This window comes from Brevundimonas vesicularis, assembly GCF_032067225.1.
GTDB lineage: Bacteria > Pseudomonadota > Alphaproteobacteria > Caulobacterales > Caulobacteraceae > Brevundimonas > Brevundimonas vesicularis_F.
The window spans coordinates 34,183-59,343 of sequence record NZ_DAMBJX010000013.1; the positions used below are offsets into that span (position 1 = coordinate 34,183).

General features: G+C 67.9%; 26 protein-coding genes, 1 tRNA gene and 1 pseudogene. 16 read left to right on the top strand and 12 right to left on the bottom strand.

Annotated features, from left to right (window positions below):
• Positions 1–179: 179 nt before the first annotated feature.
• Entirely contained in the window at positions 180–869 is a 690-nt protein-coding gene (locus tag RT123_RS05030; RefSeq protein WP_137720756.1) for a response regulator, read from the top strand.
• On the top strand, positions 866–1,921 hold the full coding sequence (locus RT123_RS05035) for an ATP-binding protein (protein WP_313008173.1): 1,056 nt from the start codon (positions 866–868) through the stop codon (positions 1,919–1,921). Before RT123_RS05030 ends, RT123_RS05035 begins: the two co-directional genes overlap by 4 nt.
• Positions 1,922–1,998: 77 nt before the next feature.
• On the opposite strand, the gene RT123_RS05040 is transcribed toward RT123_RS05035, so the two are convergent.
• The 5 genes from RT123_RS05040 to RT123_RS05060 all read right to left on the bottom strand — a co-directional run bounded on the left by RT123_RS05040 (position 1,999) and on the right by RT123_RS05060 (position 5,501).
• A complete protein-coding gene (locus RT123_RS05040; protein WP_017506134.1) occupies positions 1,999–2,271 on the bottom strand; it encodes an HPr family phosphocarrier protein in 273 nt (90 codons plus the stop codon).
• Positions 2,268–2,672 (bottom strand): PTS sugar transporter subunit IIA, encoded by a 405-nt coding sequence (locus RT123_RS05045; RefSeq protein WP_017506133.1) that lies wholly within the window; start codon positions 2,670–2,672, stop codon positions 2,268–2,270. Before RT123_RS05045 ends, RT123_RS05040 begins: the two co-directional genes overlap by 4 nt.
• A 120-nt stretch (positions 2,673–2,792) precedes the next feature.
• Complete coding sequence (locus tag RT123_RS05050) at positions 2,793–3,221, bottom strand: serine kinase (RefSeq protein ID WP_313008174.1); 429 nt, start codon at positions 3,219–3,221, stop codon at positions 2,793–2,795.
• The gene (locus RT123_RS05055; RefSeq protein ID WP_313008175.1) at positions 3,218–4,828 is read right to left on the bottom strand and encodes an ATP-binding protein; all 1,611 of its coding nucleotides are present in this window, start codon (positions 4,826–4,828) and stop codon (positions 3,218–3,220) included. The genes RT123_RS05050 and RT123_RS05055 overlap by 4 nt, the downstream gene beginning before the upstream one ends.
• Entirely contained in the window at positions 4,797–5,501 is a 705-nt protein-coding gene (locus tag RT123_RS05060; protein ID WP_039243953.1) for a response regulator transcription factor, read from the bottom strand. Before RT123_RS05060 ends, RT123_RS05055 begins: the two co-directional genes overlap by 32 nt.
• Positions 5,502–5,756: 255 nt before the next feature.
• Here RT123_RS05060 and RT123_RS05065 point away from each other — a divergent pair, with 255 nt between their 5' ends.
• A complete protein-coding gene (locus tag RT123_RS05065; RefSeq protein ID WP_313008176.1) occupies positions 5,757–7,475 on the top strand; it encodes a hypothetical protein in 1,719 nt (572 codons plus the stop codon).
• A 6-nt stretch (positions 7,476–7,481) separates the two neighbouring features.
• Here RT123_RS05065 and RT123_RS05070 read toward each other — a convergent pair whose 3' ends face one another.
• From RT123_RS05070 to ahcY, 3 genes are all read right to left on the bottom strand, one after another.
• Positions 7,482–7,853 (bottom strand): zf-TFIIB domain-containing protein, encoded by a 372-nt coding sequence (locus tag RT123_RS05070; protein ID WP_313008177.1) that lies wholly within the window; start codon positions 7,851–7,853, stop codon positions 7,482–7,484.
• Between the two features lie 455 nt (positions 7,854–8,308).
• Complete coding sequence (locus RT123_RS05075; RefSeq protein ID WP_313008178.1) at positions 8,309–9,529, bottom strand: NAD(P)/FAD-dependent oxidoreductase; 1,221 nt, start codon at positions 9,527–9,529, stop codon at positions 8,309–8,311.
• Between the two features lie 33 nt (positions 9,530–9,562).
• Positions 9,563–10,954: an adenosylhomocysteinase gene (gene ahcY, locus RT123_RS05080; RefSeq protein WP_017506126.1), complete on the bottom strand. Its 1,392-nt coding sequence runs from the start codon at positions 10,952–10,954 to the stop codon at positions 9,563–9,565.
• A 135-nt stretch (positions 10,955–11,089) separates the two neighbouring features.
• Here ahcY and RT123_RS05085 point away from each other — a divergent pair, with 135 nt between their 5' ends.
• The gene (locus RT123_RS05085) at positions 11,090–11,485 is read left to right on the top strand and encodes a Tat pathway signal protein (RefSeq protein WP_313008179.1); all 396 of its coding nucleotides are present in this window, start codon (positions 11,090–11,092) and stop codon (positions 11,483–11,485) included.
• A 9-nt stretch (positions 11,486–11,494) separates the two neighbouring features.
• On the opposite strand, the gene RT123_RS05090 is transcribed toward RT123_RS05085, so the two are convergent.
• Complete coding sequence (locus tag RT123_RS05090; RefSeq protein WP_313008180.1) at positions 11,495–13,672, bottom strand: primosomal protein N'; 2,178 nt, start codon at positions 13,670–13,672, stop codon at positions 11,495–11,497.
• Between the two features lie 30 nt (positions 13,673–13,702).
• Here RT123_RS05090 and fsa point away from each other — a divergent pair, with 30 nt between their 5' ends.
• Genes fsa through RT123_RS05105 form a run of 3 tightly spaced genes read left to right on the top strand, consistent with a single transcriptional unit; the run spans position 13,703 to position 16,018 of the window.
• Entirely contained in the window at positions 13,703–14,356 is a 654-nt protein-coding gene (gene fsa / locus RT123_RS05095) for a fructose-6-phosphate aldolase (protein WP_045810707.1), read from the top strand.
• 37 nt (positions 14,357–14,393) lie between these two features.
• Positions 14,394–15,107 carry a DUF484 family protein gene (locus RT123_RS05100; protein WP_165115120.1) on the top strand — a complete coding sequence of 238 codons (714 nt, stop codon included), beginning with the start codon at positions 14,394–14,396 and terminating at the stop codon, positions 15,105–15,107.
• The gene (locus RT123_RS05105; RefSeq protein WP_313008181.1) at positions 15,089–16,018 is read left to right on the top strand and encodes a tyrosine recombinase XerC; all 930 of its coding nucleotides are present in this window, start codon (positions 15,089–15,091) and stop codon (positions 16,016–16,018) included. The genes RT123_RS05100 and RT123_RS05105 overlap by 19 nt, the downstream gene beginning before the upstream one ends.
• On the opposite strand, the gene RT123_RS05110 is transcribed toward RT123_RS05105, so the two are convergent.
• Positions 16,015–16,356: a hypothetical protein gene (locus RT123_RS05110; protein ID WP_055807558.1), complete on the bottom strand. Its 342-nt coding sequence runs from the start codon at positions 16,354–16,356 to the stop codon at positions 16,015–16,017. The genes RT123_RS05105 and RT123_RS05110 overlap by 4 nt on opposite strands.
• 211 nt (positions 16,357–16,567) lie before the next feature.
• Between RT123_RS05110 and RT123_RS05115 the strand changes: the two genes are divergently transcribed.
• Positions 16,568–17,515: a retroviral-like aspartic protease family protein gene (locus tag RT123_RS05115; RefSeq protein ID WP_313008182.1), complete on the top strand. Its 948-nt coding sequence runs from the start codon at positions 16,568–16,570 to the stop codon at positions 17,513–17,515.
• On the opposite strand, the gene RT123_RS05120 is transcribed toward RT123_RS05115, so the two are convergent.
• Positions 17,516–18,307: an SDR family oxidoreductase gene (locus RT123_RS05120; protein WP_313008183.1), complete on the bottom strand. Its 792-nt coding sequence runs from the start codon at positions 18,305–18,307 to the stop codon at positions 17,516–17,518.
• Positions 18,308–18,442: 135 nt separating this feature from the next.
• On the opposite strand from RT123_RS05120, the gene RT123_RS05125 reads away from it, so the two are divergent.
• A complete protein-coding gene (locus tag RT123_RS05125; protein WP_055754368.1) occupies positions 18,443–18,820 on the top strand; it encodes a hypothetical protein in 378 nt (125 codons plus the stop codon).
• A gap of 53 nt (positions 18,821–18,873) precedes the next feature.
• Entirely contained in the window at positions 18,874–19,428 is a 555-nt protein-coding gene (locus RT123_RS05130; protein ID WP_055754367.1) for a lipocalin family protein, read from the top strand.
• A gap of 33 nt (positions 19,429–19,461) precedes the next feature.
• Here RT123_RS05130 and RT123_RS05135 read toward each other — a convergent pair.
• Positions 19,462–19,537, bottom strand: a tRNA-Ala gene (locus tag RT123_RS05135).
• Positions 19,538–19,700: 163 nt separating this feature from the next.
• Here RT123_RS05135 and RT123_RS05140 point away from each other — a divergent pair.
• The 6 genes and pseudogenes from RT123_RS05140 to RT123_RS05165 form a co-directional block, all read left to right on the top strand.
• Positions 19,701–20,006, top strand: coding sequence for a YggT family protein (locus RT123_RS05140; RefSeq protein WP_017504977.1), 306 nt, complete (start codon positions 19,701–19,703; stop codon positions 20,004–20,006).
• A gap of 104 nt (positions 20,007–20,110) precedes the next feature.
• Positions 20,111–20,992 carry a 3-hydroxybutyryl-CoA dehydrogenase gene (locus RT123_RS05145; RefSeq protein ID WP_313008184.1) on the top strand — a complete coding sequence of 294 codons (882 nt, stop codon included), beginning with the start codon at positions 20,111–20,113 and terminating at the stop codon, positions 20,990–20,992.
• Positions 20,989–21,546: a phthalate transporter gene (locus RT123_RS05150; RefSeq protein WP_313008185.1), complete on the top strand. Its 558-nt coding sequence runs from the start codon at positions 20,989–20,991 to the stop codon at positions 21,544–21,546. The genes RT123_RS05145 and RT123_RS05150 overlap by 4 nt, the downstream gene beginning before the upstream one ends.
• Positions 21,547–21,603: 57 nt before the next feature.
• Positions 21,604–22,848: a DUF418 domain-containing protein gene (locus RT123_RS05155; protein WP_313008186.1), complete on the top strand. Its 1,245-nt coding sequence runs from the start codon at positions 21,604–21,606 to the stop codon at positions 22,846–22,848.
• Between the two features lie 41 nt (positions 22,849–22,889).
• The gene (cobT, locus tag RT123_RS05160; RefSeq protein WP_313008187.1) at positions 22,890–24,773 is read left to right on the top strand and encodes a cobaltochelatase subunit CobT; all 1,884 of its coding nucleotides are present in this window, start codon (positions 22,890–22,892) and stop codon (positions 24,771–24,773) included.
• Positions 24,770–25,161 (top strand): annotated as a pseudogene (locus tag RT123_RS05165) (Tat pathway signal protein); the annotation flags it as partial. The gene cobT and the pseudogene RT123_RS05165, both read left to right, overlap by 4 nt.

Consider the following 25,161-nt stretch of genomic DNA (forward strand, 5'->3'; position numbering starts at 1 on the left):
CATGGCGGCGACGAAGATCTGGTGGGCGCTGAACTTCATTGGATCTCGGAGGCGGTTTCGGTTTGGGGCCGCCTCGCACGGGGCCGTGGGGCCTGGGTGTGGACTTGGTGGAGAAATCGTGGAGGCACCCCATCTGGTCTGGATCGCCGTCCATCGCTGGGCGATGTCGTGGAGACACCATGAGCGCCTTGGTCATCATCGCCGAAGACGAACCCGAGATCGCCGCCGTGCTTGACGCCTATCTCGTGCGTGAGGGGTTTCGCACCGTCCGCGCCATGGATGGCCAGATCGCGCTGGATCTGCACGCCGCCCTTCGGCCCGATCTGGTGCTGCTGGACGTGCGCATGCCGCGCGTCGATGGCTGGGGCGTGCTGGGCGAACTGAGGCGTAGAGGCGAGACGCCCGTCATCATGCTCACTGCGCTGGATCAGGACATCGACAAGCTTCAGGCGTTGCGCATCGGCGCGGACGACTATGTCGTCAAACCGTTCAATCCGGTCGAGGTCGTGGCGCGCGCCCACGCCATACTGCGACGCAGCGGCGGCTCGGGCCAAGGCGGCGTAATCCGCCTGGGTCCGCTCGAGATCGATCTGGAGGCGCACATTGTCCAGTGGTGCGGACTGGACAAACCGCAGCGCCTGCCCCTGACCCTGACCGAGTTCCGCATGCTGGCCCACATGGCGCGCTATCCGATGCGGGTCTTTTCTCGCGCCGAATTGGCCGACGCCTGTTTGAAAGGCGATGAGGTGCTCGATCGCACGGTGGACAGCCACCTCAGCAAGCTGCGGCTCAAGCTACGAAACGCAGGCGCCGACGGCGTCCTCGTCGGCGTTCGTGGCGTGGGTTATCGCCTCGAGGTCCTGACGTGACGGCCGCCCGCGCGCTCGGCCGTCGCATCGCCGTGCGTACGGCTCTGGTCATCATGGGGGTGCTTGGACTTAGCGCCGCCGGCGCATTCGCCCTGTACGGCTGGGTCTTCGAAAATTATCCTGATGCGGTGGCCTCGCCCCAGGCCTGGCGACCGCAGTCGGTGGATTATGTCGCTCTGGCGTCAGCCGCCGTCGTGGCCCTGATCGGCGCGACCGTGGCCGGGCTGCAGTTGGCCCGCCGCCTTGTCATGCCTCTCACCTCCTTGTCCGGCGCCGCGCGTGCGATCGCCGATGGCGACCTGTCGGCGCGCGCCATGGCTGGCGATCGGTCTTTTTCCGAGACCGCCGACCTGGTGGACGACTTCAACCTGATGGCTGCGCGGCTTGAGACGCTCGCCGCCGACATGACGACTTGGAACGCCTCGATCGCGCACGAACTGCGAACGCCCGTCACGATCGTCAAAGGCCGCCTGCAAGCGGCCGCCGACGGCGTCCTGCCGCTGGACCGCGAGATGATCCTGACTTTGCTCAAGCCGGTCGACGCCTTGGGCCGCCTGATCCAGGATCTGCGTGTCGTGAGCTTGGCCGATAGCGGCCGTTTGCAACTGCGCCTGACGCGCCAGGACCTGGGTAAGCGATTGGAGGATGTCCGCGCCCTGGTCGACGCGGAAGCCGAGGCGGAGGGCTATCCGATCACCTGGACGACGCCGACTACTGTGGTCGTTTGCGACGGCGACCGCATTCAGCAGGCTGTCTTGGCTCTGCTCGACAACGTGCGCCGCCACGCCGATCACGGCCCTGTCTCGGTCAGCTTGAGGGCCGATGAACGCTTCGCCGTCATCGCCGTGGAGGACAGCGGTCCAGGCCTGCCCGACGCCATGACGCGATCCGTTTTCACCGCCTTCAAACACGGGTCAGGCGAGAATGGCGGGACCGGCCTTGGTTTGGCGGCGGTCCGCGCAATCGCCGAGGCCCACGGCGGATCGGCGCGTTACTTGGCCGGCGCTCGCCTGGGATCCCGCTTCGAGATCTGTATCCCCGCCGTCTCGTAGATGCGGTTCGAAATCACCCGTGCGGTGGAAGACACCTCAAAAATTTAAGCGGTTCCAAATCCGGGGATGAAGACGTCCTACTGATCCTCGTCGAACTTGCGCGCGACCAAGTCCGTCAGGGCTTCCATCGCCTCTTCGGCGTCCGGGCCTTCGGCGGAGACGTCGATGCTGCAGCCGATGCCGGCGCCCAGCATCAGCAGGCCCATGATCGAGCGGGCGTCCACCGTCACGCCGTCGCGGGTGACGTGGATCTCGCTTTCGAAGCTGGAGGCCAGTTTGACGAACTTGGCCGAGGCGCGGGCGTGCAGGCCGCGCGTATTGCAGATGTTCAGGGTCGCGGTGACGGTCATTTTTCGCCTGCGAGCACCCAGGACGCGACGGAGATGTATTTACGACCGGCGTCCTGCGCATGGGCCACGCAGGATTCCAGCGTCTCGCGCCCCCGCACGCTGGCCAGTTTGATCAGCATGGGCAGGTTCAGCCCGGCGATGACCTCGGCGCGCGTCTGTTCCATCACCGAGATGGCCAGGTTCGACGGCGTGCCGCCGAACATGTCGGTCAGCAGGATGACCCCTTCGCCGTCGTCCACGGCTGCGGCCGCGTCGACGATGTCGCGACGCCGACGCTCCATGTCGTCGTCAGGCCCGATGCAGATGGCCGCGACGCCGCGCTGCGGGCCGACCACATGCTCCATGGCGGAGAGAAACTCGGACGCCAACCCGCCGTGGGTGACGATCACCAGACCGATCATGAGGACTTCACTCGCATCCCGCCCCGAACCGTCCCAGGCATTCCCCCGCCCGGCAAGGGAGGCCGGACGCCGCCCTCTATGGACCGCAAGGGGCGTGTCATAGACCCGTCTTTCGGGGTTTCAAAGCGTCTCCAACGCCGCTGCGACCACATCGACGGCCGAAGCCGGTCGGGGATCCAGCGCCAGCAGGGGCAGATCGATCCCCGCGAAAGCCCGTGTCTGCGGCTCCGGAAGCCGTTCGACACCTTCCGCGATACAGGCCACGGCCAGCGCCACGCGACAGACCGGCCGTGTTCTGACGGCCACGATTCCGAGGCCGCGCACCTCGATCCGACCCGCGATGGAGGCCGGCGCCGATGCATGAACGGCTCCGTCCGAGGCCCAGACCTGGGTGTAGTCGTCGCTGACCAGCCGCCAACCGCGCGCGATCAGCCGCAGCGCCAAATCGCTCTTGCCCGCGCCCGACCGCCCCAGGATCATCACCCCCTGCCAGGCCCCGCGCCGGCGCACGGCGACGGTGGTGGCGTGGACCGGCTGGCCCGAGCTCACGACCAGCGGCCGACCGCCGGGAAGACGATCTCGAACCGCGCGCCGCCTTCAGTCTTGTTTTCGGCGTGCACACGACCGCCATGCGCCTCGACGATCTGACGCACGATGGACAGGCCCAGGCCCGAGTTGGAGCCGAACACCGCCCCCTTGGGGCGCGAGGTGTAGAACCGCTCGAACACTGTCTCCAGGTTCTCGGCCGGAATGCCCGGACCATGGTCCTCGACCCGCACGCGGATCGGCAGATCGTCCCCGATGTCCTCCAGCGTCACCCGCACCACGCCGCCTGGGGGGCTGAACGAGCGGGCGTTGTCGATCAGGTTGCGGAACACCTGCCCCAGCGGCCCATCGCGGCCCATGACCCGCAGGGCCTGTTCGGGCGCCGTGAGCACGACCGGAATGTCGCCGGGCTTGGCCGTCGTCTCATAGACGCCGACGATATCGACCAGCAGCCGGTTTAGATCGACAGGCCGCGGCCGATCGCGCGACAGCTCCGCATCCAGCCGCGAGGCGTTGGAGATGTCGGTGATCAGCCGGTCCAGCCGACGCACGTCCTGCTGCAACAGCGCCGTCAGCTTCTCGCGGTGCGCATCGGTCTTGACCAGCGGCAGGGTTTCCAGCGCCGAACGGATCGAGGTCAGGGGGTTCTTGATCTCGTGCGACACATCGGCCGCGAACCGTTCGATGGCGTCCATCCGCGTCGACAGGGTGTCGGTCATGGATTCCAGAGACCGCGCCAGATCGCCGATCTCGTCCTTGCGATCCTCCAGATCCGGCAGGGAGATGGCCCGCGCGCGTTGCAGCTTCACCTGATCCGCCGCCGCCGACAGCCGCATGATCGGTCGCGCCACGAACAGATGCAGCAGCAGCGATCCCAAGAGATTGACCCCCAGCGCCACCAGGGCGAACGGGAACAGCGCCTGCCGCTGAGCGCCCAGGATTTCGTCCACGTCCCCGGACTCGACGGTCAGCACGCCCAGCACCTGGCGCACATGGCGCACCGGAATGGAGACGGAGACGACGCGGTCGCCGGACTCGTTGCGACGCAGGGTCGATTGGGGCGAGCCGTCCAGCGCCGCCGCCACCTCGGCCGCCAATTCGCTGTCGGCGCGGGCGACCCGGCGCTCGGACAGCAGATTGGCCCTGGCGGCGTCCTCGGTCGCCGTCCCCGCCGGCTGCGCGTCGGGCAGGGGCCGCCCGCCGATGGCCTCGGTCACCTGATAGCTGTCGACCAGCAACAGGCCGTTCACATCATACAGCCTCACCCGTTGGCCCGCCGGGATGAACCGGTCGGTCAGCCAGATCGACGCGCGGATGGGGTCTAGTTCGGGCGTCGGCTCGCCCCGTGTTACGCCTTCTTCGCGCAACACATTGGCCAGCAGCTCGGCCTGGACCGTCAGCGATTCCTGACGCGCCTCGATCAGGCCCGGACGCCATTCATTGATCGCCAGCGCCCCGCCGAACAGGATCAGCAGGCTGAGCAGATTGAGCACCAGGATGAAGCCGCCCAGCCGCGATCCGCCGAAGCGGAACAACGGCCGGCGCTGGGGCTCCTCGTCGGGCTCGCGCCCGCCCGGTTCAGCTCTCGCGGTAGCGGTAGCCGACGCCATACAAGGTCTCGATCGCGTCGAACTCATTGTCCACGGCGCGGAACTTCTTGCGCATCCGCTTCACGTGGCTGTCGATGGTGCGGTCGTCGACATAGACCTGATCGTCGTAGGCGGCGTCCATCAGGTTGTCGCGGCTCTTCACGAAGCCCGGACGCTGCGCCAGGGCCTGCAGCAGCAGGAACTCGGTCACGGTCAGCTTGACGGGCTTGCCGTCCCAGGTCGACTCGTGGCGCGCCGGGTCCATCGACAGCTTGCCGCGCTTGATCGCCCGGCCCGAGACCTCGGCCGCCGATTCCGGTTCGCCGCCATCGGCGCCCGTGCGGCGCAGCAGCGCCTTGACCCGCTCGATCAGCAGACGCTGGCTGAAGGGTTTGTGGATATAGTCGTCGGCGCCCAGGTTGAAGCCCAGGATCTCGTCGATCTCCTCGTCCTTGGACGTCAGCATGATGACGGGGATCTGCGAGGTCTGGCGCAGGCGACGCAGCACCTCCATCCCGTCCATGCGCGGCATCTTCACGTCCAGGATCGCCAGATCGGGCGGCGACGACTCCAGCGCGGCCAGACCCGAGGCCCCGTCGTGATAGGCGGTGATCTTGTGGCCATGGCTTTCCAGCGCCAGCGAAACGGACGCCACGATGTTCTCGTCGTCATCGACCAGAGTGATGTTGGCCAAGGGTGTATTCTCCTGAACTTTACGTTCCCGCGAGCAAGAACGCACAGCAAGCGTAACCGTTCGATCTCGGTCACATTAGGGCTAGAGCGTTTCGGGCCGAATGAAAATCGCCTGCAACCCGAAAGCGGTTTGGTGACAGACAGATGGTCACGGCGCCGCCTCGATTCAACGCGCTCGCACCGTCGCTCCGGCGTGCGCAGAAACATTCCGGCTTCGAAAACCTCGCCTTAAAGGCTTGGGATGCAGGATCGGCCCATGGCGGGTCCGATCCATTACGAAGTCTATGTCCGCAAGAGCGCCCCGTCGTCGTGGACGCTGCTGATCGCGACCGAAGACCGCAAACACGCCATCGAGACCGCCGAGGAGCAGCTTCGGGATCGTCTTGCCATCGCCTCGCGCGTGACCAAGGAGACGCTGGACCCAGAGACCATGGAGTTCAGCTCCCTGACCATCCTGACGCTGGGCGCGCCCGAGGAGCGAAAGAAGAAGGTCGCCGACAAGGCGGTCCCGCCGGCCTGCAGCAGTCCGGCCGAACTCTATTCGCCCCATGCCCGCGCACTGATCGGCCGGATTCTGGAGGACTGGCTGAAACGCGAGGGCGTGACCGCCTTCGAATTGCTGCATAGGCCCGATGTGGCCGAACGGCTGGAGGCGGCCGGGGTCGAGCTCCAGCACGCCATCCAGAAGGTCGCGGTCCCCGAAAGCCAGGCCACGGGGCAGGAGGTGCACGGGGTCGTGCGCCACTATCAAAAGCTGACCGAACAGGCGATGGCCCGCCTGCGCAAGGCCGGACGCGACGGCCTCTTCCCCGCGCTGGACGACCGCTCCATCGCCGATCTGGCGCATCGGCTGACCGGCGCGCCGGATCGGGCGCTGCGCATGGGCGGGGTGGTCGCCGGCGCGCTGAAGGATCGGCGCGGCGCCCGCGATCGCCTGACCGTGCTGATGGATTTGATGGACGCCGCGCCCGCCGACGGCCCGCCGCGCGCCCTGGTCGTGGTGGTGGTCGAGCAGATCGTCGCCGAAATGCTGGCGGTGCGGACCAACCTGACCGAGATTCTGGGTCCGTCGCTGGACCAGGGCGCCAACTTGGCGGCTATCGTGCGCATGGTCGCGCCTGACGAGATGGACGCCCTGTTGCGGATGGACCCGCGCCTCGCCCTGATGATGCCCCAGGTCGAGGGACCGGCCGCGCGCCTGGGCCTGCATCTGGCCTCGGGTGAGTTTCCGCTTCTGGCCGCGTCCTTGGCTCGCCTTGTCACCCGCGAACTGACCAGCCAGCGCCGCCTCCGCCCCCATGATCCGGTCGGAGAGATCGACATCCTGCGCCTGCTGGCCATGGCCCTGACGGCCTCGGCCGGGCGACTGCTGACGCTGGAAGAGGTTCAGACCGCCTTCGTCGAACGCTCCAAGAGCCTGGTCACGGCCGATTTCGTCGGCGCCTACGTCAACCCCTGCCCGACGGTCCTGGCCGAGGCCGAGCAGCTGACCCGCCTGTGCGAGAACGTGACCGGCGGGGCCAACAAACGCGCCGCCGCGCGGTGGCTCAGCGCCTGTATCGGCTCGCTGCGTTTCGAAACCGAGATCCGCCAGTCCGTCCCGGGCGGCCCCAGCGCCTCGCACAAACTCGCGACCCTGGCCCGGCTTCAACGCTCGGTTCAGGCCGCGCATCTGGCCGACCACGACCAGGCCCAGATCATGGACGCCATCGGCGCGGTCGGCGCCAATCTGGAGGCCGACGCCCATCTGGTCGCCCAGATCGTCCGCGCCCAGGCGGCTGCGCCTCAAAAGCTGACAGCCCTGCTGAAACTGGCCACCGGGGAAGCCGGCCCGCTCGGCCCCGTCGCCGACCGCGCCCGCGCCGAGGCCATCAAGCTGCTGCGCTCGCCCGACGTCCGCACCGCCCTGACCGCCGCGCCGCAAAACGTCGCGGCGTTGAGAGGCCTGATGCAGCAAGCGGGTCTGGCGGCCTAGCCGACCTCAGTCGAAGATGTCGAAGATGCTGTCGCGCTTCTTTTTCTTGTAGCGATAGTCGTCGTCGCGATGCCGGTCGTCGCGATATTTGTCGCCCCGGTAGCCTCGATCGTCGCCGCGATACGGCTGTGACGCCCCGCCGCCCCAGGGTTGGGCTGGGGGCTGGGCATAGGGCTGCGGCGGCGGCGCATAGGCCTGCGGCGCGGGCGCGACCGGGGCTGTGGCGCGACCCTCCTCGACCGCGGCGGCCATCAGCTTTTCCAGCTCGCCACGATCCAGCCAGACGCCCCGGCAGTCGGGGCACATGTCGAACTGGACGCCGTTGCGCTCCAGCGTTTGCATGGCGGCGTTGTCGTTGGGGCACATCAGAAGGGGCATGTCGGGCTCCGATCGAAAAAGAATGGGCGGTCGATGCGACAGGCCAGGAGGGGAAAGCTTCGCCGCATCGACACGCCCTTGCGGTCCGACATCGCGTCGCACGATCCGGCGCAAGGAAGGGGGACGCCAGACCGCGAGAACGCCAGAGGGGCCCGTTCCGCCTCTTCAAGCTAGGCGCCGTCGCCGCCCGCCGCCATGCGTCGCGGGGCCGCAGGGGGCGTCGGCCGTCCCCGCCATCCTATCAGCGACGACGATTGCGAGATTTTACCACGGCTTACGACCGACCAGCGACCCTTTGCCGGTCATGGTCGCAAACCGTGTTAGAATGGCGCCCCGGTCTTTGACATCTTCGCGCGCCGCCAGAACCCGCGCCGAATTAGACAGATTAGACGAATTAGACGGTGTTTTTGTCAGCGGACCCGCCGGCCGAAGTGCACGGATTGCACTCGAAAATTCTAGCAGACCTGCCCGGCGGCCCAGCCCGACGACCAGGCCCACTGGAAGTTATAGCCGCCCAGCCAGCCGGTCACATCGACCGCCTCGCCGATGAAATACAGACCCGTGACCGCCTTGGCCTGCATCGTCTGCTGGTCCAGCGCGGCCGTATCGACCCCGCCCAGCGTCACCTCGGCGGTCCTGTAACCTTCGGAGCCCACCGGCTTGACCGCCCAGGCGTTGACCGCCTGATCCAGCCGCCGCAGCACCTTGTCCGACAGGTCCGCCAGATTGCCCGACGCCCCTTCGCGCTGGCACAGGCTCTCGGCCAGACGGCGCGGCACGATATGGCCCAGCGCCGTGTGCACCGCCTGTTTGCCGTTCGACGCCTTGGCCGCCTTCAACTCCTCGAACACGTCGCGGCCGGGCGCCATCGAGGCCACCACCGCCTCGCCCTCGCGCCAGTAGGAGCTGATCTGAAGAATGGCCGGACCCGACAGGCCGCGGTGGGTGAACAGCATCGCCTCGTGGAAGCTGGCCTTGCGCGCCTTGGCGCCATCGGGCGCCGAGGCGACCGAGGCGTCCACCGCCACGCCCGCCAGCGGCGTCAGCGTCTCCAGCAGCCCGGCCTCGAACGTCAGGGGAACCAGCGCCGGTCGGGTCTCGGTGACGCGAATATCGAACTGGCGCGCCACCTCATAGGCCCAGCCGGTCGCCCCCATCTTGGGGATCGACTTGCCGCCGGTCGCCACGACCAGCGACGCCGCCTTGACCTGTGATCCGTCCGACAGGATCGCCGTGAAGCCCTCGCCGGATCGTTCGATCCGCGTCACGCCGGTCTTCAGGCTCAGGACGACGCCCGCCGCCGCCATGTCGTCGGTCAGCATACGGACGATCTGCTTGGCGCTGTCGTTGCAGAACAGCTGGCCCAGCGTCTTCTCGTGCCAGGCGATCCCGGCCCTATCGATGCGCTTGACGAAATCGCGCTGGGTGTAGCGGCGCAGGGCCGAGGTCGCGAACCGGGGGTTCTCGCCCAGGAAATTCGCCGGTCCGCAGCCCAGATTGGTGAAGTTGCAGCGTCCGCCGCCCGAGATGCGGATCTTCTCGCCCGGCCGGTCGGCATGGTCCACGACCCTGACCCGCCGCCCGCGTCGCCCGGCCTCGATGGCCGCCATCATCCCGGCAGCGCCGGCCCCGACCACCAGGACGTCGACGAGGGCGTCCGAAGACGCCCTCGTCACTTGGAACCTCGCAGTTCCAGCCTCGGGGAGAGCTTAGTAACGGTAGTGATCCGCCTTGAACGGGCCTTCGACCGGCACGTTGATGTAATCGGCCTGGTCCTTGGTCAGGACGGTCAGCTTGGCGCCCAGCTTGGCCAGGTGCAGCATGGCGACCTTCTCGTCCAGGTGCTTGGGCAGGGTGTAGACCTTGTTCTCGTACTTGTCGGCGTTGGTCCACAGTTCGATCTGGGCCAGCGTCTGGTTGGTGAAGGACGCCGACATCACGAAGGACGGGTGGCCCGTGGCGTTGCCCAGGTTCACCAGCCGGCCTTCCGACAGCAGGATGATCTTCTTGCCGTCCGGGAACTCGACGTGGTGGACCTGCGGCTTGATCTCGTCCCATTTGAAGTTCTTCAGGCCGGCGACCTGAATCTCCGAGTCGAAGTGGCCGATGTTGCAGACGATGGCGTTGTTCTTCATCTGCCGCATGTGGTCGACGGTGATGACGTCCTTGTTGCCGGTCGTCGTCACATAGATGTCGGCGCGGCCGGCGGTGTCGTCCAGCGTCTGGACCTCATAGCCTTCCATCGCGGCCTGCAGGGCGCAGATCGGGTCGATCTCGGTCACGATCACGCGGGCGCCGCCCTGGCGCAGCGAAGCGGCCGAGCCCTTGCCCACGTCGCCGTAACCGCAGACCACCGCGACCTTGCCCGACAACATGACGTCGGTGCCGCGACGGATCGCGTCGACCAGCGATTCACGGCAGCCGTACAGGTTGTCGAACTTGGACTTGGTGACGCTGTCGTTGACGTTGATGGCGGGGAAGGGCAGCTCGCCCTTTTCGGCCATCTGATACAGGCGGTGCACGCCCGTGGTCGTCTCTTCCGACACGCCGCCGATGGCGTCGCGGATGGCCGAATAGAAGCCGGGCTTCTCAGCCAGATAGCGCTTCATGACCTTGAAGAGGGCCTCTTCTTCTTCATTCTGCGGGTTGGCCAGGACCGAGATGTCCTTCTCGGCCTTAGGGCCCAGCACGCACAGCAGGGTCGCGTCGCCGCCGTCGTCCAGGATGAGGTTCGGATAGCCGCCGTCGGCCCATTCGAAGATCTTGTGGGCGTAGTCCCAGTACTCTTCCAGCGTCTCGCCCTTGGTGGCGAAGACCGGCGTGCCGTTGGCGGCGATGGCGGCGGCGGCGTGGTCCTGGGTCGAGAAGATGTTGCACGAGGCCCAGCGCACTTCGGCGCCCAAGGCTTCCAGCGTCTGGATCAGGACCGCCGTCTGGATGGTCATGTGCAGGCTGCCGGCGATGCGGGCGCCCTTCAGCGGCTGGCTGGCGCCGAACTCGTCACGCAGGGACATCAAACCCGGCATTTCAGTTTCAGCGATCTCGATTTCCTTGTTGCCCCAATCGGCCAGGGTGATGTCGCGAACGATGTAGTCGGTCATGGCTTGGGCTCCCGGCCGCAATGAGTTTGGGCCCTCATAGCCCGGCGCGCGCCGAGTATCAACAAACACATAAAGATATCCTTATGCGATCCAGGCTCAGCAGTTTCTTAAATCCTGGCCGGTAGAGACCTCGTCATGGAACGCCGCGCTCTACTCGGTCTCGCCGTCGTCGCGACGGCCGCCTCAACCTCCGCCCGCGCTTCGAGCGGCGGCGCGGCGCCGTCGGCCGACACCTATATCCGGCTGCCAGTCATCACCGCCTCGATCCTTCAGGCGAACGGTCGTCGGGGCGTGCTGACCATCGAAACCGGCGTCGATGTGCCCGATGCGACCCTTCGCACCCGCGCCCAGCAGTCCGCGCCGCGCCTGCGCGCCGCCTACAACACCGCCGCCCAGCGCTTTGCCAACGGCCTGCGTCCCGGCGTCGTGCCCGACATCGACCAGCTGTCGGCCGCGCTTCAGGCGGCGACTAACGCCACCCTGGGCCGCGCCGGCGCCCGCCTGCTGCTCGGCACCGTCATGGCGGTCTGACTTCCGCCTCTAGAGAAACGAGTAGGGGTCCACGTCCACCGTCAGGCGGACCGACCCCGGCACCTTCACCCGCTGAAGCCAGGCTCTCAAAAAGGCCTGGAGGTTCACACCCCGGTCGGCCCGCACCAGCAGCCGCTTGCGCCGCCTCCCCCGCACCAGGGCCAGCGGTGCATCGGCCGGGCCATAGACCTCCAGCCGCTCGGCGTTGGGAATGGCCTGGGCCAGGTCGTTCGCCGTCTTCTCGACGGCGGCCGCATTCTCACTGGACAGGATGATCGCCGCCAGCCGGCCATAGGGCGGCAGGGACGCCGCCTCGCGCTCGGCCATTTCCGCCTCGACGAAGGCGTCGCGGTCGCCCGCCGCCAGCGCCATCAGCACCGGGTGCTCGGGCGTCCAGGTCTGAAGCAGCGCCCGCCCCGGCCGATCCGCACGTCCTGCTCGCCCGGTCGCCTGGGCCAAAAGTTGATAGGTCCGCTCAGCCGCGCGCAGGTCGCCGCCGCGTAGCCCCAGGTCCGCATCCACCACGCCCACCAACGTCAGGCGCGGGAAGTTGTGGCCCTTGGCTGCGGCCTGGGTCGCCACCAAAATGTCGATCTCGCCGTCCGTCATCTTCTGGATCAGCGCGCGGGCCGACCGGGCGTCGGGCGCGGTGTCGGAGCTGAAGACCGCCGTGCGCGCCTCGGGGAACAGTTGGCGCACCTCTTCCTCGACCCGCTCGACCCCCGGCCCCACCGAGACCAGCGAATCCTCGGCCCCGCACGAGGGACACAGCTTGGGACGCGCCATCGAGAAGCCGGTCAGGTGACAGACCAGCCGCCCGGTGTAGCGATGCTCGACCAGCCAGCTGTCGGTGTCCGGCGCCGTCAGCCGATGACCACAGACGCGACACAGGACCACGGGCGCATAGCCGCGCCGGTTAAGGAACAGCAGGGTCTGCTCACCCCGCAGCAGGGTTTCGCCGATGGCCAGGCGCAGCGGCTGCGACAGCCAGGTCTGCGGATCGGGCGTGTTCTGACGGAGGTCCAGCAGGGCGATGTCCGGCAGGACCGCCGTCCCGTGCCGCGCGCCCAGCTTCAGCCAGTCGTAGCGCCCGCTCTGCGCGTTCCACAGCGTCTCCAGCGACGGCGTCGCCGAGGCCAGGACCACGGCCGCCCCCTCGATCCGCGCCCGCGCCACGGCCAGGTCGCGGCCGTGATAGACCAGGCCTTCCTCCTGTTTGAACGAGCCGTCATGCTCCTCGTCCACGACGATTAGGCGGAGGTTCACGAACGGCAGGAACAGGGCCGAGCGCGCCCCGACCACGATGTTGCAGCGCCCGGCGACCACCGCCTCCCACACCTGGCGACGGCGCGGCGGGGCGACGCCGGAATGCCATTCGGCCGGGGCGGCGCCGAAGCGCGCCGTGATCCGCTCGATCAGGGCCTGGGTCAGCGCGATCTCGGGCAGAAGGATGAGGATTTGCGCGGCCGGATCGGCCCGCAGCACCCGCGCGATCGCCTCCAGATAGGCCTCGGTCTTGCCCGATCCCGTCACCCCATCCAGGAGGAAGGGGCGGAAGCCGCCACCCGCTACGCCCTCCGCCAACGCCGTCGCCGACGCCGCCTGGTCGCCGTTCAGCGCGGCGGGGGCGTGGTCGGGGTCGGGCCGGTCGAACGCCGCCTCGGCCGCGATCTCGATGATCTCCAGCACGCCCTCGTCGATCAGGCCCTTGACCACGCCCGACGACACGCCCGCCGCCCGCGCCAAGTCGGCCGGCGGCATGGCGCGATCGCCCAGGGCCTCCAGCACGCCCGTCCGGGCCGGGGTGGCGCGCGACGGTGACCGCTCGCCCACGCGTCGCACCCGGCGTTCCGGCCGGGGCCGAGGCGCGCGCAAGCCCTTCAGCGCCGTCGCCGCCATCTCGCCGGGCGCCGACAGGGTCCAGCGTCCGGCCCATTCGATGAAATCCATGACGCCCGCCGGCAGGGGCGGATCATCCAGGCGGCTGTCGATCGCCTTTAGGCGCCGGTTCGACCCCGTCGTCTCGAACACCTCGGACACCACGCCCCGGATCAGGCGCGGCCCCAGCGGCACGGCGACCTGATCGCCTCGCGCCAAATCTCCGTGGGCCAGGCTCAGCGCCTCGGGAACCTCGTAGTCGAAGGCCTCCGGCACCGGCAGGGGAATGAGGACCGAGGCGACTTTCACCGAACTGCGCCCTCGGCTATGAAGCTGCCCATGAAACTCTTTCTCGATACCGCCGACGTCGCCGTCATCAAGGACATGGTCCCCACCGGAATGGTGGATGGCGTCACCACCAATCCGTCGCTGATCGCCAAGTCGGGTCGGAACATCGCCGAGGTCATCGCCGAAATCTGCGCCCTGGTCGAGGGGCCGATTTCCGCCGAGGCCGTCTCGCTCGATTTCGAGACGATGGTCAAGGAAGGCGACAAGCTGGCCGCCATCGCGCCGAACGTGGTGGTGAAACTGCCCCTGACCTGGGATGGCCTGCGCGCCTGCCGCGTCTTCACCGACAAGGGCATCAAGACCAACGTCACCCTGTGCTTCTCGGCCGCCCAGGCGCTGCTGGCCGCCAAGGCCGGCGCCACCTTCGTCTCGCCGTTCGTCGGACGTCTAGAAGACAACGGCGCCGACGGCATCGGCCTTCTGGAAGAAATCCGCGTCCTGTATGACGTGCACGGTTTCGAGACCCAGATCCTGGCCGCGTCCCTCCGCAATGTCGGCCATGTCGCCGCCGCCGCCGTCGCCGGATCGGACGCCGCCACCTTCGGCGCCGACACATTCAAGGCCTTGGTGAACCACCCGTTAACCGACAAGGGTCTTGATGCCTTCGTGTCGGACTGGGCCAAGACGGGTCAGTCTATTCTGTAGCATCGCGGTTCCCGGAGAGGTCTGTTTGAGCGGCTCATTGGACCTTTTCGAAACGTCGGAATCGGACGCAACGCCCCATATCGGCGACGGCTTGCATTGGCCCGACGTGCGCGGCTGGCTGCAGACCCACCCTCAGACCCTGCTGGACGACCGGTCCCTGCTGGAGGAGATCGGTCTGCGGCCGCATGGCCGCAACGTGGTCGAGTTCGGCGCCGCCGCCCTGACGCGACTGGAAGCCGTGGTCGAGCGCGAGACCGGCGCCCGGCGCGAGATCGAACTGATCGCCCGCGCCAACTTCGCCGCCCAGACCCAGACGCATGTCGCGACCCTGGACCTGATGGAGGCCAAGAACCATTCCGACCTGGCCCGTCGACTGGATGCGGCGGCGCAGGGGCGGTTCGGCTTGGCCGGCGCCGCCATCGCTCTGGAAAAACCGGGCGGCGTGCCCTTCGGCTGGCGCGCCTTGGAAGAAGGCGATGTCGACAACCTTCTGGGCGAGCACGGCCTGACCTGGCTCGGCCCGATGATACAAGGACTGAATTTCTTCGGTGCGACCGAGGATCAGGTGCGGTCCATCGCCCTGGTCCGCATGGCCCCGCACCTGACGCCGGGCGGACCGCCGCGCCCCTGCATCTGCGCCTTCGGCTCACCGGAGCCCGAAGGCTTCACCCCCAACATGGGCTGCGAACTGGCCGCCTTCCTGGCGCGGGTGACGGAGCGGATGGCCGAGCGATGGCCGGTATTGAACTGACCGCCTTCGACGCCCTGCGCGCCTGGCTCGATCACCTGGCGCACGAACGTCGGCTGTCGCCGCGCACGCTGGAGGCCTATGGCCATATCGGCCGGCTCTATGTCGCCTTCCTCGAACACCATCGCGGCGAGACCCTGTCGCTAAAGGACATGGGGACGATCACCGCCGCCGAGGTCCGCGCCCACATGGCCGAGCGGCGCTCAGGCGATCACCCGCTGGCAGCCCGGTCGCTTAGCCAGAGCCTGTCGGCCATTCGCGGTTTTCACGCCTTCCTCGACCGGCGGCTAGACACGCCCGCCCCGCAGCTGGCCCTGGTGCGCGATCCCAAGGTCAAGCCGTCCCTGCCCCGGCCGGTGACCGAAGATCAGGCGCGCGGCCTGCTGGCCGAACCGGACGCCGATCCCGACGCCGAACCGTGGGAGGCCGCGCGTGACAGAGCTGTCCTGACCCTGCTCTACGGCTGCGGCCTGCGGATCTCCGAGGCCATGTCCCTGACCCGCGCCGATGCGCCGCTGGGCGAGACCCTGCGTGTCGTCGGCAAGGGGTCCAAAACGCGGATCGCGCCGATCCTGCCCGCCGTGCGCACCGCAGTGGACGCCTATCTGGCTCTATTGCCCTTCCCGCTCCAGCCTGCCGACGCCCTGTTCCGCGCGCGCCGCGGCGGCCCCTTGAGCCCCCGTCATGTCCAGGCCTCGGTCCAGCGGCTGCGCGGCAGGTTGGGCCTGCCGGAGCGCACGACGCCTCACGCCCTACGCCACAGCTTCGCGACCCACCTGCTGGGCGCCGGCGCCGACCTGCGGTCCATCCAGGAACTGCTGGGCCACGCCAGCCTGTCGACGACCCAGAAATACACCGGCGTCGATGCGGATAGACTTTTGAACGCCTATGCGGCCGCCCATCCCCGCGCCTAGCGACGCGGCGCGGGCGGAGCCGGGGGCACGCCGACATCGGGCTGCGCCGGCATCAGGTTTCGACCCAGCGCCCGTTGATCCGGCACGGCGTAGCTGATCGGCAGGGGGCAGTTGTTCTGATCGCGCCGGTCCAGCAGAAGATAGCGACGGACCTGTCCGTCATCGAGCGATCGATCCAGCGTCATGGCGCCGGCGCCGCCTTGCCGAGCCTGCATCAGCGGATCGCCGCAACGCTGCGTGTCCGCCCTTGGTGCGGAAACAACAAGATCACGGCTGGTGATCGCGCTGGAAGACGCCGCCGCGGGGTCGGCCAGGGCCAGCATAAGCAAGGTCAGCATCGCATCCTCCTGTTTCGGCTGGGACGATACGCCGACAACCCTCGATTGGCTAGACGGAGCCGAACGCTGGGCGAGCAAGCGCAGCTGCGCTGAGACACGACGGACAAGAATATGTCTCAGGCTCTTCGCCAAAAGCGCGTAGCCTGTCCTGCCCTGGCGACGGCCCGAGGAGGACAGGCAAGTGCGGCCAGGGTTTGGCGAAGGATCGAGCGTGAAAACGTCGCGGCGCAAGACGCTGAGCCTGCTGGCGGCTGCGCCGTTTGTGTCCGCTCAGACCGCTGTCCCGGCGGACCCGCCCGATCAGGTGCGGCTCTTGCAAAATCTGTTGACGCGGATGGGCGTCGGCGTGCGTCTGAACGGAAGCGTCCAGCAGATCTTCGTCATTGACACCGGCGCCGAGCGCAGCGCGGTTTCGACCGAGTTGGCCCAGGCCTTGGCCCTGCCGCCCGGCCGCCCGGTCGTGGTGCACGGGATCACGGCGGCTGAGGTCACGCCGACCGTTGAACTGGCGCAGATCGAGATCGGGCGGCGGCGCTTCAGCGACCTGACCCTGCCGGTCTTCCCGCGCGACGCCCTGGGCGCCGACGGCCTGCTCGGTCTGGACCTGCTGTCCCGCTTTCGCCTGACGCTGGACATCAACGCCCGCCAGGTCGCCCTGTCGCCATCGGGTACGACCAGCATCGCCTTGACGACCAGCGCTGACGCCACGCGGCTTCGTCAGCAGGACGTGCTGGTCGCCGGTCGTCGCGGCCGATTTGGTCAGTTACTCCTGACCCGGATCAATGTCGCCGGCGGGGAGGTCGCCGCCTTCATCGACAGCGGCGCGCAATATTCGATCGGCAATCTAACCCTGATGCAGGCGATCGACATCGGTCAGTCCCCCGCCTCATCCGAGCCGGTGCGCATGGTCGGCATCGTCGGCGGGGCGGTGACGGCTCGCACCGGCACGACGCCCGCCCTGCACATCGCGGGACGATCGCTGGGCCCGACCCCGCTGCTGTTCGCTGACCTGCATGTGTTTCAGGTCATGGACCTGATCGACAAGCCGGCCCTGCTGCTGGGCGCCGATATCCTGAGCCGGTTCAGCCGCATCACCTTGGATTACGGCCGCAGCCGCGTGGCTTTCGGCGGCGTGCTGCGCCGTCGTGCGCCCGGCTGATCAGATCGCCTTGATCGCCCCGCCGTCCAGTCGGATCAGCGAGCCGGTGACATAGGCCGCCAGCGGACTGGCCAGGAAGGCGGCGGTGGCGCCGAACTCCTCGGTCGTGCCGATACGGCCGACCGGGATCGATTTGATGGATTCAGCTCGCGCCTCTTGCGGCGTCGTGCCGGTGCGCTCAGCGGTCGCCTGGTCCAGCCTTTCGATCCGCGGCGTATCGATCCGCCCCGGCAGCAGGGTGTTGACCGTCACCCCGTCTGGTCCGACCTCATTGGCCAGTGTCTTGGCCCAGGCCGCGACCGAGGCCCGCAGGGTGTTGGACACGCCCAGCGCCGCCGACGGCTCGACCACCGTGATCGAGGCGACGTTCAGGATCCGCCCCCAGCCGGCCGCCCGCATGGCCGGCAGCACCCGGTCCGTCAGGCGGAAGATCGACAGCACCATCGACTCGAAATGATCGCGCCACACCGCCGGCTCAAGCCCCGACACGCCCGACGGCGGCGGCCCCCCGGTGTTGTTCAACAGGATTTCGATGTGCCCGCCCAGCAGATCCTCGGCCCGGTCCGTCGCCTTCAACAGCGCCTCATGGTCCGCCAGGTCCGCTGTGACCACGACCGCCCGGCCAGGCCCTGCCGCATTCAACGCATCCGCCACGGCCTGAAGCTTGCCTTCATCGCGCGACAGCAGGGCGACGTGCGCGCCCTCCGCGACCAGGGCCGTCGCCACGGCGCGGCCAAGGCCGGATGAGCCGCCGCAGATCAGGGCGCGCTTGCCGTCGAGTTTCAGGTCCATGGTCTTCTCCGATCCTGTGTGGCCCCGATATCGGATGCGTGGGTCCCAAGCGCAACGCGGCGTTAACCGAGACGGCGCACCTTCTTTGTCGAGCGGCCGCCAAGACCGCCAGGACAGGCCGGGGAGGGCTCGCCCATGTCGACCAAGATGACGTCTAGCACCCGCCGCCACAGCGACCATTTCGAGCCGCAGGACACCGATCCGCACGAACAGCGTCGCCTGCGCGGGCAGTTGGAGCAGATCGACTACGCCGCCTACGTCGCCAACAAGGAGGTGATCGGGCACGCCCTGACCGGCGTGGACGCCGGCTCGCTGCAAAAGCTGGCGGTCATGACCGCCACGGCCCGCGCCAAATGGGTCGCGGAATCGCTGCGCCTGGCCCACTCCGGCTCGGCTGTCACGCCTGACCAAGTCGCCCGCCTGACCGCCGCCCGCACCGCCTACGACGAACTGGCCGAAGCCTACGAGGCTCTGCGTCGGGTCATCGAACGGGGCTACGTCGCGCTCCGGTGATCTGCCGAGACCGAGTGTCCGGAACCGGGCGCCCTCATCGTCGTTCTGCGGCCATGAAAATCGCTCGCACCGCTTCCATCGCCCTGATCGCCGGCGCCGCCCTGGCGCTGGGCGCCTGCGCCACCCTGCAACGCGGCCCCGTAGGCAACGCCGCCGTGCCTCAACCCACGAAGCCGGTCGACCTGAACCGCTACGCCGGCCTGTGGTATGAAATCGGGCGCTACGAGAACGGGTTCGAGCGCGGCTGCGAAGGCGTGACCGCCCAATATACGGTGCGCGACGACGGTCTGGTCGGGGTGCTGAACACCTGCCGACAGGATGCGGTCGACGGCCCGGAAAAGACCTCAGAGGGCAAGGCGAAGATCGTCGAGGGCAGCGACAACGCCAAGCTGAAGGTGTCGTTCTTCGGCCCCTTCTACGTCGGCGACTATTGGGTGCTGGACCACGCCGACGACTATTCCTGGTCCATCGTCGGCGAGCCGTCGGGTCGCTACCTTTGGCTGCTCAGCCGCACCGCGCAACCCGCGCCGTCCGTCCGCGACACGATCCTGACCCGCGCCCGCAGCCTGGGCTACGACCTGACGCTGGTGCGAACGACGCAGCACTGACGCTGACTTCCAGATAATTTTAGAGAAGAAGCCTGGTGGAGCCGAGGGGAGTCGAACCCCTGACCTCGTCATTGCGAACGACGCGCTCTACCAACTGAGCTACGGCCCCGTTTCCAGCGTGGGATCGGGTTTCACAGGCGTGGCGGACATAGAAGGCGGGCGGGCGTGGTGTCAACGGGCTTGTGCGCGCAAAGCGCGCAGGTCGGATACGGCCGTTGTCGGAGCCGGGGCGAACAGGCTAGAAGCGCCGATCCAAGCAGGAGTTACCGTTCATGGGCTATGCGCTCGTCTGGTTGATCAACACCATCATCAGTCTGATGATCTGGTTCATCATCGCCCAGGCCATTCTGAGCTGGTTGGTGGCGTTCGACGTCGTCAACTATCGCAACCGCTTCGTCTATTCGGTCGGGACCTTCCTGGACCGGGTCACCGCGCCCCTGCTGGAGCCGTTCCGCCGCATCATTCCGAACCTGGGCGGCATCGACATCTCGCCCATCGTGGTGATCCTGCTGCTGCAGTTCATCAGCGTGCTGTTCAACCGCACCGCGGCGCCGGCCCTGATCCAGTTGCTCGGCTGAGGCGACACGGCGGGCGGAAATCTGATGCGAGAGGGTTGATCCGCTCTTGCGCCGCGCGCCTTCCTTTCTAAAGGTGCCCGCCCGACCACTTTCGACCACGGTTCATGACCACGATCACCACAGTCGCCATTCTGGGCGCCGGACAGATGGGCGCAGGCATCGCGCAGGCGGTCGCGCTCGGGGGCTATTCGGTTCGCCTTTATGACGTCATCGCCGACCGGCTGCCGCTGGCGCAGGGCGAGATCGCGGCCAGCCTGGCGCGTCATGTCGGACGCGGTCTGGTCGACCAGGCCGCGGCGGACGCAGCCCTGACCCGCATCACGACAAGCGACGGAATGGCCGAGGCCGTCGCCGGCGCCGATCTGGTCATCGAGGCGGCGCTGGAAGACGAGGCCGTCAAGAAGGCCATCTATGCGCAGGTCGTGCCGCACCTGGGCCCGCAGACGCTGTTGGCGTCCAACACCTCATCGATCTCGATCACACGCCTGGCCTCTTCGACGGACCGGCCGGACCGGTTCGTCGGCCTGCACTTCATGAAGCCGGCGCCGGTGATGAAGCTGGTGGAGATCATCCGCGGCATCGCCACCTCGGCCGAAACACATTCCGCCGCCGTCGCCTTCGCCGAGAGCCTGGGCAAGACCACCACGGACGCCGAGGATTTTCCCGCCTTCATCGTCAACCGCATCCTGGTGCCGATGATGAACGAGGCCATCTTCGCCCTGTATGAAGGCGTCGGCAACGTCGCCTCGATCGACAAGGCGCTGCGCCTGGGCGCCAACCATCCGATGGGCCCGCTGGAACTGGCGGACTTCATGGGTCTGGACGTCGTCCTGGCCATCATGAACGTGCTGTATGACGGCTTGGCCGACAGCAAATATCGCCCCTGCCCCCTGCTGGTGAAATATGTCGAGGCCGGCTGGCTGGGCAGGAAGAGCGGACGCGGCTTCTACGACTATTCCGGCGCTGCGCCGGCGCCGACGCGATGAGCCGGTTCGAGAGCTATTCCGATCTTCCGGGTCAGGCGACCATCGCCGAGCGGCCCGGGCGGACGCCTAGGATTCTGGCGTGCTTGGCCGGCGCGGCCTGGCCGCCTCTGTGGCTGACCCTGCCCTTCTGGCGGCCGCACGCCTATCTGCCGGGTCGCGACATGGATTGGCGGCTGGTGGTGATGCTGATCGGCCTGATCACCGTGCCGCTGGCGCTGTATCGCGTGCTGAACGAGCGCAAGCGCGACGGGCGACCTGGCACGCGGCTGGGCGTCGTCTGGCGCTTCATGATGTACGGCGGTTTGGCGGCGGCCCTGGTTCAGATCGTCGTCGCCCTGGGTATGAGCGTGATGGGCTGGTTCGAGGCCGGCGACGTCATGCAGGCCTTGGGCGCGACCGAGACCACCCTGCTGATCTTCGGCGTCGGCGGCCTGCCCATCGCCATGATCGTGGGCGTCAGCTACGCCCTGTGGGCCGGGTTGTGCGCCGCCTTCATCGCCTTCGAGGCGCGGCCGGCGGTCAAGGATCGACTGGGCTTGATGCCCAAGGGCTGAGACACAGGGTTGGCATTCGCGCCTGACGCCTGAGTTCGAGGATTGGGGGATCCGAGAATGACCATGGATGACACGGACAAGGATGCGGCGGAAATCCTGTCGCCCGTCGCGGCGACCTCGCGCATCGCCAGCCTGGACGTCATGCGGGGCCTAGCGGTGCTGGGCATCCTCGCGGTCAATGTCGTTTCGTTCGGCCTGCCGATCATGGTCTATCAGGATGCGAGCCTCAGTCCGTTCCCGGTCACCGGCGCCAACGCCGTGGCGCGCTGGGCGATGGACGTCTTCTTCCATCAGAAGTTCATCACCCTGTTTTCGATGCTGTTCGGGGCCTCGATCTATCTGGTCGGGGGCGAGCGGGACGATGCGGCGCGTGGCAAACTGCTGCGGCGCCGCCTGTTCTGGCTGGCCGTCATCGCCCTGATCCACGGCCTGGCCTTCTGGTATGGCGACGTGCTGCTGCTCTACGCCTGGTCGGGCCTGTTCGTGATGCTGATGCGGTCGATGCGGGCCGGAACGCTGATCGGGATCGGCCTGGGCGTAACCCTGTTGCTGGGCGCGATGCAGGCGGGCGCCACCTGGCTGATGGTCGCCGGACCGCCGGCGATCACCGAGGCGATGAACCAGGGCGGGCCGCATTACACCGCCGCCATGGTGACGGAGTCGATCGCCGCCTATCGCAGCGGCTGGGCCGGGGCGATGGACCAGAACCTGCAGAACTGGCTGCTGCTGCAGGGCGCCAGCCTGACCATGTTTGTGTTCTCGACCGTGGCCCTGATGATGCTGGGTCTGGGCCTGTTCAAGGCCGGCGTATTCAGCGGCCGGGCGCCCAACGGGGTCTATGTCGCCTTCATCGCTGTCGGCGGCGCCGTGCTGGCCCTGCTGGGCGTGCTGGAATGGCGTGAGGCCATGGCCCCGGCCGGAACCCACCCGACGCGCGGGCTGGCGGAGGTCGTCGCCTCCTTCCCCATCTTCGTCACCCTGGCCTATGTCAGCCTGATCGTGCTGGCGACGACGCGAGGGGCGGCCTGGATCACGGCGGCGCTGCGGCCGGTGGGACAGATGGCCTTTACCAACTATCTGACCCAGACCCTGATCATGACCTCCATCTTCTACATGCCCTGGGGGCCGCGCCTGTTCGGGCGTGCCGACTATGTACAGATGTGGGGCCTGGTCCTGGCGGTCTGGGCGCTGCAACTGATCTGGTCGCCGCTGTGGTTGTCGCGGTTCAGCATGGGGCCGCTGGAGTGGGTTTGGCGCTGTCTGACCTACGGCCGTCGCATGCCGATTTCAAAAGGCGGCTGACGGCGCTTTTATCGCAGGCGCGAAGCGATTAACTGAGGGCCATGGCCGCCCCGGATACTCCCGCCGAAACCTTCAAGCGCGCGCTGGGTCATGCCGCGCGGGCGCTGGCCGAACAGCCCGAGCTGGAGGTGGTGTTCGGGTCCGACGGGCCCAAACTGTCCAACGGCGTCCTGACCCTGCCCCATCCGCCCCGCGATCCGTCCGGGCCCGAGAGCGCGTCCTTGCGCGGCCAGGCCGACCGGCTGGCGCTGCGTCTGGCCAATCACGATGCGGCGGTGAATAGCCGGATGCGGCCGGCGGACGCCAAGGCGGCCGAGGTGTTCGATGCGGTCGAACAGGCGCGCGTCGAGGCCTTTGGTTCGGAACATCTGGCCGGGGTGCGCGACAATCTGGGCGCCGCCCTGATCACGCGGCTGGAAAAGACCGGCGCCCTGCGCATCAGCGACCCTGAGCGCGTGCCCGTGTCCGAGGCCGTGGCGCTTCTGGTGCGCGAGCGGCTGACCGGGCGCCCCGCCCCCGACGGCGCCCGGGCCATGCTGGATCTGGTGCGCGCCAACATCGAAGCCAAGGCGGGCGCCAAGCTGGATGCCCTGGCCGGCACGGCGGGCGATCAGGAAGGCTTTGCGCTGAAGATGCGCGAGGTGCTGCGCGCGCTTGACCTCGACCCCGGCGACGGGCGCGGCGAAGATACGTCCGAAGATCCCGGCGACGAGGAGCCCGATCCTCAGGACCCCGCGGCTGACGACGATCAGGATGAGGAGGAAGAGCAGGACGGCGGCGAAGGCTCCCAATCGATGGAGGGCGACGCCGACGATCAGTCTTCCGAGCAAGAGCGCGAAAGTCGCCCCGAGGGCGCGCCCGCCGATCCCGACGGCGAAGGCGCCGACGATGGCCCGGAACTTCAGGAAGGCCAGCAGCCGAACCGTCAGCAGACGGCCGACGACGGCCGCGCCGTTGATTTCTACCGCGTCTTCACCACCGCCTTCGACGAGGTGGTGGACGCCGCCGACCTGTGCGACCCCGTCGAACTGGACAGGCTGCGCGCCCTGCTGGACGGCCAGCTGGCCATCCTGTCCAGCGTCGTGTCGCGCCTGGCCAACAAGCTGCAACGGCGCCTGCTGGCGCAGCAGAACCGCTCCTGGGTCTTTGATCTGGAAGAGGGGATGCTGGACACGGCGCGGCTGACCCGGATCGTCACCGACCCGACCGCCCCCCTGTCGTTCAAGGCCGAGAGCGAAAGCCCGTTCCGCGACACGGTCGTAACCCTGCTGCTCGACAACTCCGGCTCGATGCGCGGGCGGCCGATCATGGTGGCGGCGGTCTGCGCCGACATCCTGGCGCGGACGCTGGAACGCTGCGGCGTCAAGGTCGAGATCCTGGGCTTCACCACCCGCGCGTGGAAAGGCGGGCAGAGCCGTGAGGCCTGGATCACCGCCGGCAAGCCCCAAAATCCGGGCCGCCTGAACGACCTGCGCCACATCATCTACAAGGCCGCCGACGCGCCCTGGCGCCGGGCCAAGAAGAACCTGGGCTTGATGATGCGCGAAGGCCTGCTGAAGGAAAACATCGACGGCGAGGCCCTGCAATGGGCCCACGGTCGCCTGCTGGCCCGCTCCGAACAGCGCCGCATTCTGATGGTCATTTCCGACGGGTCGCCGGTGGACGACTCGACGCAGTCGGCTAATGCGGCGCTCTATCTGGACAAGCACCTGCGCCAGGTCATCGCCGAGATCGAGGATCGCTCGCCGGTCGAACTGCTGGCCATTGGCATCGGCCATGACGTGACCCGCTGGTATCGTAAGGCCCTGACCATCGTGGACGTGGAACAGCTGGCGGGGGCCATGACCGAGAAGCTGGCCGAACTGTTCGAGAACGAGGGGGCGGCGGGTTCCACCCGTCGCACCAAGCGAAAGCTGGCGGCATGAGCCGTTTCGGCCGGCTGGTCAGTGTCTGGATCGCCCTGTCGCTGTCGGCCTGCGCCGCCTCGCTGGGCGCGCCGCGTCCCTATCCGTTGTCATCGGACGGCTGGACGCCCCAGGTCGCGGAACTGCGAAGCGTCAGCCTAGGCCTGCCAGGCGGGACGCAGTTGGCCGACGGCGTGACGTTCGCCGGCGGCCTGCAGGTTAGCGCCGCGCCGACCTCGCCTCTTCACAGCCTGTCGGACCTGAAGCTGACCGGCGACGGCGGCTTCGTCACGGTGTCTGACACCGGCGATCTGGTGCGCGGCGACATTCGCCTGGACGCCCGGGGACGGCTGGTCGGGCTGGATCATTTCCGCTCGCGCCGGCTGACGCTTCAGGACGGCGCCGCGAT